The organism is Acidisoma silvae (assembly GCF_020618775.1).
GTDB lineage: Bacteria > Pseudomonadota > Alphaproteobacteria > Acetobacterales > Acetobacteraceae > Acidisoma > Acidisoma silvae.
Genome location: NZ_JAESVB010000010.1, coordinates 123352 through 134973, shown reverse-complemented (window position 1 = coordinate 134973; position 11622 = coordinate 123352). Strand labels below are relative to the sequence as shown.

At 59.2% G+C, this 11622-nt stretch carries 9 protein-coding genes and 1 pseudogene; 2 read left to right on the top strand and 8 right to left on the bottom strand.

Features of this window, described 5'->3' with window-relative positions; all coding sequences use genetic code 11:
* On the bottom strand, positions 1-961 hold a 961-nt coding region (locus ASILVAE211_RS18390; protein ID WP_227322815.1), incomplete at its 3' end, for an IS481 family transposase.
* A gap of 569 nt (positions 962-1530) precedes the next feature.
* Here ASILVAE211_RS18390 and ASILVAE211_RS18385 point away from each other — a divergent pair.
* Together ASILVAE211_RS18385 and ASILVAE211_RS18380 are read left to right on the top strand one after the other, a co-directional pair.
* The gene (locus tag ASILVAE211_RS18385) at positions 1531-3213 is read left to right on the top strand and encodes a purine-cytosine permease family protein (protein ID WP_227322814.1); all 1683 of its coding nucleotides are present in this window, start codon (positions 1531-1533) and stop codon (positions 3211-3213) included.
* Positions 3131-4294, top strand: a pseudogene (locus ASILVAE211_RS18380) (aliphatic amidase). Before ASILVAE211_RS18385 ends, ASILVAE211_RS18380 begins: the two are co-directional and overlap by 83 nt.
* Before the next feature lie 241 nt (positions 4295-4535).
* Here the strand turns inward: ASILVAE211_RS18380 and ASILVAE211_RS18375 are convergent.
* From ASILVAE211_RS18375 to ASILVAE211_RS18345, 7 genes are read right to left on the bottom strand one after another with little or no spacing between them, the layout of a single operon-like run.
* Entirely contained in the window at positions 4536-5357 is an 822-nt protein-coding gene (locus ASILVAE211_RS18375; protein WP_227322813.1) for an SDR family NAD(P)-dependent oxidoreductase, read from the bottom strand.
* A complete protein-coding gene (locus tag ASILVAE211_RS18370) occupies positions 5350-6294 on the bottom strand; it encodes a zinc-dependent alcohol dehydrogenase (protein WP_227322819.1) in 945 nt (314 codons plus the stop codon). Before ASILVAE211_RS18370 ends, ASILVAE211_RS18375 begins: the two co-directional genes overlap by 8 nt.
* A gap of 35 nt (positions 6295-6329) precedes the next feature.
* A complete protein-coding gene (locus ASILVAE211_RS18365; RefSeq protein WP_227322812.1) occupies positions 6330-7352 on the bottom strand; it encodes a Gfo/Idh/MocA family protein in 1023 nt (340 codons plus the stop codon).
* 39 nt (positions 7353-7391) lie between these two features.
* Positions 7392-8597 carry a 3-oxoadipyl-CoA thiolase gene (gene pcaF, locus ASILVAE211_RS18360; RefSeq protein ID WP_227322811.1) on the bottom strand — a complete coding sequence of 402 codons (1206 nt, stop codon included), beginning with the start codon at positions 8595-8597 and terminating at the stop codon, positions 7392-7394.
* Positions 8590-9249, bottom strand: a complete 660-nt coding sequence (locus tag ASILVAE211_RS18355) for a 3-oxoacid CoA-transferase subunit B (RefSeq protein ID WP_227322810.1) — start codon at positions 9247-9249, stop codon at positions 8590-8592. The genes pcaF and ASILVAE211_RS18355 overlap by 8 nt, the downstream gene beginning before the upstream one ends.
* A complete protein-coding gene (locus ASILVAE211_RS18350) occupies positions 9246-9929 on the bottom strand; it encodes a 3-oxoacid CoA-transferase subunit A (RefSeq protein WP_227322809.1) in 684 nt (227 codons plus the stop codon). Before ASILVAE211_RS18350 ends, ASILVAE211_RS18355 begins: the two co-directional genes overlap by 4 nt.
* Before the next feature lie 22 nt (positions 9930-9951).
* Positions 9952-11619 carry an extracellular solute-binding protein gene (locus ASILVAE211_RS18345; protein ID WP_227322808.1) on the bottom strand — a complete coding sequence of 556 codons (1668 nt, stop codon included), beginning with the start codon at positions 11617-11619 and terminating at the stop codon, positions 9952-9954.
* Positions 11620-11622 lie beyond the last annotated feature (3 nt).

Here is an 11622-nt window from a genome sequence, read left to right as displayed (position 1 = left end):
TGTTTAGTCCCAGCATTTGATGGTGCGGATTAAGTGTAAACCGTTCCGGCTCGGTTGCCCAGATTTTGCAAATGTATTCGTAGGGCGTTAGGCCGCGCAGCATCTTCAGTCGCCGCCCGTAATTGTAAGCGTCGACGAAGTCATGGAGGTGGGCGGTTAGCTGGGCATGGCTGTCGTAATGGTACCGTTTGACTGTCGCTTCTTTGATCGTTCGGTTCATTCGCTCGACCTGACCGTTGGTCCAGGGATGCTTAATTCGGGTGAGTCTGTGCTCGATTCCGTTCTCACGGCAACGCATGTCAAACATGTGCGTCATATAAGTGGCCGTGAGCCCACCGGCGTAGCGCGGCGGGAATGTAAACTGAATGCCATTGTCGGTCAGAACGGTGTGGATTCTATAGGGCACGGCCGCAATCAGGGCGACCAGGAAGGCGGACGCCGATGTCCTGCCTGTTTTGGTGACCAACTGGACGAAGGCGAACTTGCTGGTCCTGTCTATAGCTACGTAGAGATAGAGCTTGCCTTCAGCAGTGCGCACTTCGGCGATGTCGATGTGAAAGTACCCAATCGGGTAGGTCTTGAACTTCTTCTTTGGTTGCTTGTCACCCGCCACGTCTGGCAATCGGCTGATCTCATGCCGCTGCAGACAGCGATGTAGGGACGACCGGGTCAAATGCGGGATCGTAGCCTGCAGGGCATAAAGGCAGTCATCCAACGGCAGCAGGGTGTGTCGGCGGAAGGCAACGATGATTGCCTCTTCTTCGATTGAAAGTGTTGTTGAGCGCACGTCTTTCGGACCGGTCGGCAGGTCCCTTGCCACAGTGCGGCGTTTCCATTTCGCCACGGTCTTCTGATTGATGCCATAGCGCTTTGCCAGAACCCTCAGGCTCTCTTGACTATGTTGTATCGCTCGACGGACTGCCTCTGTCGTGCGGGCGCTCCCGTGTAGAATTTGCCCCATAGCGCATCCTTCCATTCCTGGCCAAATAATGCACCATCAAATGCTGGGACTGAACACCTAGGTTTCGTCATTCTGACCTCATCTGCGAAGGAGCGCGGCAGAATTTCATGCGGAATTGAGCCGAAATAGTCTGATCTGATTGGTCAAAATTACGTTGGCATTGTACATAGGCGGGTGCGAAATGGCGTTTTGCGTCCATTTTGTGCCATCAAGCATCACTATCTGGGGTGCGCCCACTTGCGAACACTAGTCATTTGACCCATGGGCTTTCGGCATTCGGAACTGTAGGGTCTCTAGGCTAGACGTTGGCCGGATATCTGGCACCGCTATAAGGCCCTTTTAGAACGCACGGTGAAGTCTGAGCCAATTCGTTGCTGGCGGGGATCCCGGCCTTGACACCAAGTCACCCGTCGCGTGTTTCAACCTCGAGGGCCAAGAGGTTCTAAGCAGTTAAGCGCAGAAGGCAGGGTAACTGCCTCACCTCACGCCACCTCGCGAGCCGATTTGATGACTTTTCAATAAGGAAGCCGGAACGCGGCTTGCTTTACCTAGTTCGTAGGAGGTCTTTCATGTCCGTCTCAGCCCATCCCGGTGGCGCAACTGGCGCGCCGCGCCGGAAGTTCAACAAGCTCGTGTCCAATCCCGTCTTCGAGGATTACTCTCTGCGCTATGCGCCGAAGAGTTTTCGGACATGGTCGCAATATGCCGTATTTTCGGCAGCACTCGGCGGCATCGCCTATCTCGCCGATCAGGCGATTGGCGGCTCGCTCGCCGTGCAGTTCGGCTTTGCGAATGCCTTTTGGGGCATCATTGCCGCCGCTGTCATCATCTTTCTAACGGGCATTCCGATTGCCTATTATTGTGCGAAATATAACGTCGATGTTGATCTGCTGACGCGCAGGGCCGGTTTCGGTTACCTCGGCTCCACCATCACCTCCGTCATCTACGCGTCCTTCACATTCATTTTCTTTGCGCTTGAAGGTTCTATCATGGCGCAGGCCTTCAAGCTCTATTTCGGCATTCCGCTGCCGGTAGGCTACGCGCTCGGTTCGCTCATCATCATTCCGCTGGTCGCGTTTGGGATGACGCTTTTGTCAAAGCTGCAAGTCTGGACGCAGCCGATTTGGCTGCTGCTGCTATTTTCACCACCCGTGGCCGTTCTCATCGCGGATCCGCATGCGGTCGCGAATTGGGTGAGTTTCAAAGGCGCTTCGACCAGTGGCGCCGGTTTCAATCCGCTGTTGTTCGGTTCGGCCGCCGGTATCGCGGCCTCCCTCATTGCGCAGATCGGTGAGCAGGCAGATTATCTTCGCTTCATGCCGGACAAGACCAAGAAAAGCTCTTTCGGCTGGTGGCTTGCTGTGCTTGGCGCCGGGCCGGGCTGGGTTATTCTGGGGGCAGCGAAACAGCTTATGGGCTCCTTCTTTGCCTCGGTTGCCGTGTCGCACGGCACCACGCTCGCAGAAGCAAATGAACCGATCCAAATGTATCATGCCGGCTTCACTTATATTTTTGGTGCAGGCTTTGCGGCGCTGTCTGTCGCGACTTTTTTCGTCATCCTGTCGCAGATCAAGATTAACGTCACAAATGCCTATTCCGGTTCGCTATCCTGGTCGAATTTCTTCTCTCGCCTGTTGCATGTGCATCCCGGTAGGGTCGTCTACATCTTCTTCAATGTCGGCATTTCGCTGACGATGATGGAGCTGAATATGTTCTCGATCCTCGGACATATTCTGGGCTTCTATTCCAACGTCGCTGTCGCCTGGATCGGCGCGGTGGTGGCGGATCTCGTCATCAACAAACCCATTCTCAAGCTCAGCCCGTCTTATGTGGAATTCAAGCGGGCACATCTCTACAATTTCAATCCGGTCGGCTTTGGCTCAATGGCCATCGCCTCCGTTATCGCAGTCCTCGCTTTCTTCCATGTCTTTGGCGAATATGCAGCCGCCTATTCGGCCTTCATTGCTCTCGGTGTTTCTTTCATCCTATCGCCGATCATCGCGATTGCCACAAAGGGCAAGTATTACATTGCCCGGGATACGAACTATCACGCTGGTGTCAAGCATGATGCGATGACCTGCGTCTCCTGCGGTTATGAATATGAGGCGCTGGATATGACGGGCTGTCCTTTCCACAAGGGCAACATCTGCTCGCTCTGCTGTTCCCTGGATGCGGAGTGCCACGACCAATGCAAGCAGCCGCATGCCAATCCTGTTTTGTACTTCGGCACGCCAGCCGACCTTAGTCGCTGATCTGTCTTGTAGGCCCGGACCAAGGGTGTCCGGGCCTACGGCCCAGAAAGGAAGAAACATGCTGCATGGTGATATATCAGCGAGCGCTGATACCGTAGGCGTTGCGGTGGTCAACTACAAAATGCCCCGCCTGCATACCAAGGCGGAAGTGCTGCAGAATGCGCGCAAGATCGCTGCGATGATCCCGGGCATGAAACTCGGGCTGCCGGGGATGGATATTGTCGTCTTCCCTGAATATTCGACGCAGGGCATCATGTACGATCCGGCTGAGATGATGGAGACGGCCGCAACCGTGCCGGGCGAGGAAACGGAGATATTTTCTGCCGCATGCCGGGAGGCCAAGGTTTGGGGCGTTTTCTCCATCACCGGAGAACGACACGAGGACCATCCACACAAGGTTCCCTATAATACGCTCGTGCTGATTAATGATCATGGTGAAATCGTTCAGAAATATCGCAAAATAATGCCCTGGGTGCCGATCGAAGGCTGGTATCCTGGCGGCAAGACCTTCGTTTCGGACGGTCCCAAGGGAATGAAGATCAGCCTCATCATCTGCGATGACGGCAATTATCCCGAAATTTGGAGAGACTGAGCGATGAAGGGCGCAGAACTCATCATTCGATGCCAGGGCTACATGTATCCTGCCAAGGAACAGCAAGTTCTAATGGCGAAAAGCATGGCCTGGGCCAATAATGTCTATGTCGCTGTCTCCAACGCAACCGGATTCGACGGCGTCTATTCCTATTTCGGTCATTCCGCCATCATCGGTTTCGATGGCCGCACCTTGGGTGAATGCGGCGAAGAAGATTACGGCATTCAGTATGCCGCTTTGTCCAAGTTTCTCATCCGCGACGCGCGTAAGAACATGCAGTCCCAGAACCATCTATTTAAGCTGCTGCATCGCGGCTATACTGGCATGGTCAATTCGCGTGAGAACGAGCCAGGCATCGCGGCCTGTCCCTTTGATTTTTATAGGGAATGGGTGACAAATCCCGAGGCGGCGCGAGCCAAGGTGGAGGCGCTGACACGCAGTACACTTGGCACCGCAGATTGTCCGATCGAAGGATTGCCAAACGGCTAGGCCGACGCGCCCAAGTGACGCGCGGCGGCTTAAGCAGTGGCAAGGTCCTGAAAAGTCAAGCGTATTGAGGGTATGCCTTTGCCGTTGTTGCACTGTCGTGAATGCTGACACTCAAGAATAACGGCCAACGGCCTGCACAAGACAATCTACATCCGGCTTATCTGCTGGAACCACCTTGGCACCTTCAAACATATCATCGCGACCGCCGCGGTCCTCTGGCTATGATTAATGCGTCTTGAATCTAGACCAGAATCATGCCGCCATCACACATAATTATCTGGCCTGTCATGTAATCGGAATCCGCCGACGCCAGAAACGCACATATGCCAGCAAGATCATCGGGAACGGCAGGACGGCCGACCAGAATATTGGCGGAAAACGAGTTTAGAAACTCTCCTTTCTCCTTGATCACACCCTTGTCGATCATATCGCGCTCCAACCCATCCCAGAGTGGCGTCACAACCACACCGGGCGCGATACCGTTGACCGTGATTTTGTGGGCTGCGAATTCGCGCGCGGCCGCCTGCGTAAGCGAGATGACGGCCGCCTTGCTCGCGCAATAGGGAGCGAATTCTGCATAGCCCTGTCGACCTGCAATCGACGCCGTATTGACGATCTTGCCACCTTGCCCCTGTGCGATCATTTGACGGCCGATTTCCTGCATGCCTATCAACACGCCGAGCGCATTCACCCGCATTATGCCGTTGAAATTGGCGTCATCGACATCCATGAACGGAACCGGCTTATTGAAACCGGCATTATTGAAAAGAACATCTATCTTGCCATAGGCCCCCACCACCACCGCCACCATGGCCCGCGTGGCGGCGCGATCCGCGACATCGACCGTGACGCCCAGAGCGGAAAACCCCTGCGCCCTGAGGCTGGCGGCGGCGCTTTCCGCCTTGCCGCCATCAAGATCAGCGATGACCGCATGGGCGCCTTCGGCAGCCACGCGGCGGACGATTCCCTCGCCCAGCCCGGAGGCACCACCCGTCACGATCACAACCCGGCCCGCGAGACGTGCCGGGACGATGCGTCTGTCTTGTGCTGCGATATCATTCATTGCTGAGTGTCACCTTGATGCATTGATCGGCCTGCGATCCAAGCGCGAACGCCTCGATGCTGCGGCTGAGCGGAAATTCATGCGTACGGATGGGGGAGAGATCGAGCCTGGTCCGTTCCAGAAAGCGGATGGCGGCCGGCCACACGCCGGGTGATCCGATGCAACCCCTCACCGTGAGATTGCGCATCTGGATATTGCCGAGATGAGAGTTGACCATGCGCCCGATATTGATGCCAACCATCGACAGGCGGCCTTCTTCCCGCGCCAGGTCGAAGACCACGCCAAGCGAGGCGTCATGCCCCGAAGCTTCAATGACCAGGTCAGCCCCCACGCCCTGGGTGAGCATCCTGATGTGCGCAACAACGTCAACGGCCAAGGGGTCAACGACCTCAGCGGCGCCAAGTTTCAAGGCGGCGGCGCGCCGGGTCGCAATGGGATCGACGACGATGACACGGGCACCCATGCCGATGGCTGCTGCGGCGGAGACCAGGCCGATCGTGCCGCCGCCTGAAACGACAACCGTTTCGCTCGCATTCGTACCGCCAGAGCGCTGCACCGCGTAAAACCCACAGGTAAAAGGCTCGATAAGCGAGGCCGTGCCGTCATCGATGGAGTCAGGAAGTTTGTGAAGCCACTCCGGACGCACGACGAAATATTCGCGATCGGCCCCATTGAGGGAAAACCCGAAGTGATGAATGCGATCGGGCAAGCGCACGACGCATTCACCCACGACGCGTTCGCCGCGATGGAAACCCTGCACAGCTCGGCCGACTTCGACGATTTCACCGCACCATTCATGGCCGGGCGTGACCGGGTAACTGATTGGAATAATGTATCGCCCAGCCAGCAATTCATAATCCGAATGGCATATGCCAACCTTCAGCAGACGCACCAGAATTTCGGTCTCCGTTATCTTTGGAACCGGAACATCCTGCATGACAGGCGCGTCCGGTGTTTCGAAGACGAGCGCTTTCATGCTGCGTCTTTCCCCTCGCCTTGCACGGCTTCCAGCTGTCCACTGCCTGCACCACGTACGATCGCCTCCAGGAGAGCGATATTGGCGACCATGTCGGCGCCAGTGATCGGATAGGCCTCCTCGCCACGCACGGCACGCGCGAAAGCCTCGAAATTCGCCACGACAGGTTCGGCAGGCCCCACATCTGCCACCGTAATGGGCTGGTCCTTCATGCCTGTCGTGACGACCCACCCGTCCGGCGCCTCGACATGGGCGCGGTCGCGCACGTCAATCCAGCCTTCCGTGCCGAAGACCGCGAAGCGGGAAAAGAACGGGGTTGCGAGGGTTGCGCTGATATAGGCGGTGCCGCCCCCCGCGAACCGGACATAGGCGCTCATCGTGTCGCCGGAGGGCAGGTCGGAAGCCCGCTGCTCGCAGGTCACCAGCACATCGCGGGCCGGCCCCATCAGTTTCACGGCAAGGTCCGTCAGGTGGATACCGGTCGCCGTCATGCCGCCGGCCGGCGCCTGATCCGGCCTCAACCGCCAGTTGGAGCGATCGAGCTTCAGAAACCTGTCGTGGCTGAAATTGGCCTCGATCTGCAAAAGACGCCCCAGGCCACCTGTCTCCGCCGCCTTCAGGATGGCCGCGATGGGAGGTTCGAACCGCCGTTCATGACCCATGCCCAGCACCAGGCCCGCCTGCTGGCAAAGCCCCACTGCCCGCGCCGCACCCTGCCGCGTCAGTGCCAGCGGCTTCTCACAGAAGACATGCTTGCCCGCCCGCACGGTCTCCGCGATCTGCTGCTCATGGAAAGCATGCGGCGTCACCAGCAGTACGGCTTCGACGGCCGGGTCGGCCAAAGCATCGTCAAGCGTCGCCGTCACTGGAACCTGGTACCGCGCGGCAAACGCGGCCGCGACATCGGCGTTCACCTCCACCGCGCGCGCGATGCGGATATGTGTGTTTTCCTCCAAGGTGGCGGCGATCTTGCTGCCCCACCAGCCGAGCCCGACAAGGGCGACCTTGACCTGTTTCACCGGTTTCTCTCTCCCTGCTTGTGTCTTCCGTGCGGTTCTTCAGACCGCTTCCAGCATCAGGGCGATGCCCTGCCCGACGCCGATGCACATGGTTGCCAGGGCGAGGCGCCCGCCGCGCTGCTCCAATGCGTTAACCGCCGTCATGGCAAGCCTGGCGCCGGACGCCCCCAGGGGATGGCCGATCGCGATGGCCCCGCCATGCGGATTGACGTGTTCGGCATCCTCCGGCAGGCCCAAGCGCCGCAGCACGGCGATGGCTTGCGAGGCGAAAGCTTCATTCAGCTCGATGACATCGACGTCGCGGATGGATAGGCCCAGGCGCGCGAGCAGCTTTTCGCTGGCGGGCGTCGGCCCCATGCCCATGATCCGCGGCTCGACGCCGGCCGTCGCCATGCCCAGAATGCGCGCCCGCGGCCGCAGCCCGTGCCGCGCCGCCGCCGCCGCGCTCGCGACGATCAAGGCTGCGGCACCGTCATTGACGCCGGAGGCGTTGCCGGCGGTGACGGTTCCGCCCGCCTTTCGAAACGGCGCCGGCAATTTCGCCAGGGCCTCCAAACTCGTCTCCGGTCGCGGATGTTCATCAATGGCCATGACAGTCTCGGTCTTTTTGTTCCGGGTCGTGACCGGGGCGATCTCCGTCGCGAAAAAACCCGCAGCCTGGGCGTGCGCCGCGCGCTGCTGGCTGCGCAGCGCAAAGGCATCCTGCTCCATGCGTGAAATGCCGTAGCGTTCGGCGACATTCTCACCCGTTTCCGGCATCGAATCCGTGCCGTACAGCGATTGCAGCGCGGGGTTGATAAACCGCCAGCCGATCGTCGTGTCTTCCAGCGCCGCCTGCCGCGAAAACGGCTGTGCCTGCTTGCCCATGACAAAGGGAGCACGCGTCATGCTTTCGACGCCGCCGGCCAGCCCGAACTCTGCCTCGCCTGCCTTGATCATCCGCGCAACCGTGCCGAGCGCATCCAGGCCCGAACCGCACAGCCGGTTGACCGTGCTGCCCGGAATGCTAGGCCCGAAGCCTGCCAGCAGCAGGGCCATACGGGCGACATTACGATTATCTTCACCCGCTTGGTTGGCACAGCCGATCGAAACGTCATCGAGCGCATCCCAATCGACTGCGGCATGGCGCATGCGGAGCGTCGCTAGCACGTGCGCCAGCATATCATCGGGCCGCATATCCTTCAGGGCGCCGCCATAGCGGCCGAAAGGCGTGCGCACGAAGTCACAGATGAATGCCTCAGACATGGGCCGCGTCCCCGGCGTGTAGCGGTGCCCCGGTCAGGCGCTTGAGGTCCGCAATGGCCATGCCGGCATGCTTGTTGCGCAAGACGAAACCGTGCTGGGTCACATCGATGACGGCGAAATTTGTATAGATTCGGGTCACGACGCCGAGCGCGGTCAGCGGATAGCGGCAAGCCTCCACCAATTTCGGTGTGCCATCGCGGGTGGTATGCTCGGTCATAACCCAGATACGCTTGGCGCCGGCCGCAAGATCCATGGCGCCGCCGACGGCGGGCGCCGCATCCGCCTCCGACGTCGCCCAATTCGCCAAGTCGCCGTTCCTGGCGACTTCATAGGCGCCGAGTACGCAAAGATCGATATGGCCGCCGCGTATCATGGCGAAACTGTCGGCGTGGTGAAAAAAGGCACCTCCCTTGTGCAGCGTGACATGCTGCTTGCCCGCGTTGATAAGCCAAGGGTCTTCCTGGCCCTTGGCCGGAGCCGGGCCCATGCCAAGCAATCCATTCTCGGAATGCAGGACCACCTCCCGATCAGCGGGAATTGCGTCGGCGACGAGGGTCGGGATCCCGATGCCAAGGTTAACGTACCATCCTTCCGGAATATCTGCGGCGACCTTGGCCGCCATCTCCTGTCGGGACCATCCAGGCGGGCTCATGCCGCAAGCTCCTTCCGGGCAGACAATGGCAGAACTCGATGGACAAATATCCCGGGCGTCACGATTGTTTCCGGATCAAGAGCGCCGAGTTCCACGACGTGATGGGCCTGGGCAATCGTCAGCTTAGCCGCCGTCGCCATGACGGCGTTGAAGTTGCGGCCACTTTTCTGATAGGTCAGATTTCCCCAGCGATCGGCAGACCAGGCTTCGACCAAGGCGACATCGCCCGGAAGCGCATATTCCAGGACATAAAAGCGACCGCCGATCTCGCGCGTCTCCTTGTCTCTGGCCAGGCGCGTGCCATAGGCGGTTGGAGTGAAGAAGGCGGGAATCCCGGCACCAGCCGCGCGCAGCCGCTCGGCCAGCGTTCCTTGCGGCACAATGTCGAGTTCGATCTTCCCGGCACGAAAAAGCGCTTCGAAGACAACTGACCCTGCACTGCGGGGAAAGGAGCAGACGATGCGGCGGACGCGCCCTGCCTGCATCAGCTTCGCCAGCCCAACCTGCCCCGCACCCGCATTATTCGCAACGATTGTCAGATCGCGCGCTCCCTGATCGATCAAGGACTCGATGAGAAGATCTGGTTGCCCTACGGCGCCGAAGCCACCCACCAGAATTGTCGCGCCATCTTCGATGCCGGCAAGCGCCTGCTCGACCTTCGCGACCGATTTATCTATCATGACCGGCAGACCATTGCGGACATCAGGCGGCCCTCCTGCTTGATTTATGACGGAACAAGGCGTCGATGCGCCGTTGCGCTGAAGCCAGCGCCGCCCGATCGGCTGTTCTGCCGATCAGGGCATCATGAATCTCCTCGCCTATAATGGCTTCCATGGCGACATATTCCGGGATGGGCGGGCGTTGCCAGCTGTCCAGCAGATCTCGCCGTGCCACGCGTTCGACAAAATTGACGATCGGCGAGCTTTGCATGACCTCAGGGTCGGAAATGACGCTGAATCTCGGTCTGACCGGCAAGCCACTTTTCAGATGATCACGCACCGTATCGGGCGAGGTGATCCATGCGATTGCGTCGACGGCAAGCCGCATGCGCTCCTCTGGCAGATTGCTTGGAACCGCCAAGACGAAGCCGCCGATCGGCGCTGTCACCTTGCCCTTGGGACCGGCCGGATGCGGCAGGTATTCCACTTTCCGGCCGACCTTCGACCGCGTGTCGTATTCAAATCTCGCTGCCCGCATGCTCCAGCAATAGGTCATTGCCGCATGACCCGTCAGAAACGTGTCCAGACTGGCCTCCCAATCGAATTCCGTAACGCCCGGCGGGGAGATTTCGATCAGGCGGTGCATATAGTCGAGGACACGCAGCCCCGCCTCCATCTCGATCACCGGCCGCACAGGCTTTTTCGCGGCCATGGCAGAACGGTCGAGCAGAAAGCTGCCGCAATCGCCGAGCAGAAAAAGGAAACTGGCGGCCACCGGCATGCCACGGGCAGCATTCCAGGTGATGCCGTAGCGGCCATGCGCCGGTGCATGCAGAGCCTGACCGGCAGCAAGAACCTGTTCAAAGCTGGATGGAAAGCCAATATTGGCTTCCTGGAACAGATCGCGCCTGACGGCCAGGGTTTCGATCGTGCAGTAGATGGGCATGCCGTATTGGGTGTCACGCCATTTTCCGGTTGCCCAGAAATCGGCGTGGAATTCGCCCGGTTCCAGTCCTGCGTCACGGACCACATTGCTCAGAGGCCTGATGAATCCCTTGGCGGCGAATTCACCCATCCAGGGAATATTGATCGCAACAATGTCGTATTGCGAAACAGGCCGCTGCGCATTTTCAAGCGCAAGCTGATAAAGCTGCGGCAGGCGCGCCAGCGTGAAATCGCGGCGAGACCCGAAGCTCGTTCGGAGATCCGCCCACATATTCTGAAGCGCCACGAAATAATTGTCTTCCGCCAATAGAAAGCGAAGATCGAAGCGCTTTCCCTGCTGCGCGCCAGGCGAGCCGCCGATGGGAGAGGCGCCGAAATAATAGTCCTCGCTCGCTTCCCCGGGGCCGCGGCTGCCCAATGTTTGCGCCACCGCGCGCTTCACGTCGACAAGATAGGATTCGAAAAGCCGCTTGAGCTTGACGCTCGGCTGCAAGGCGAAGGATTTTCCGGTCTTGGTACGCGGCACGCGGGCGATCAGCCCATCCTCCACCAATTCTTCGACCTTGCGCAGCGCCGTCGTGTAAGGCGCATAGCCTGCCTGCGCCAAGGCCGAGATGGTCACCACTTCCCCGCGCGTCACACTGCTGATCAGGTGATGTAGCAATTGCCAGACCAATTCGCCGTCGGCCTGCGGAAAGGCTTTGGTCCAGGGCAAGCGAAGTTTCTGGAGAAAGTCCAGAATCCTCAGAAGTTCAAGATCATTCATCGC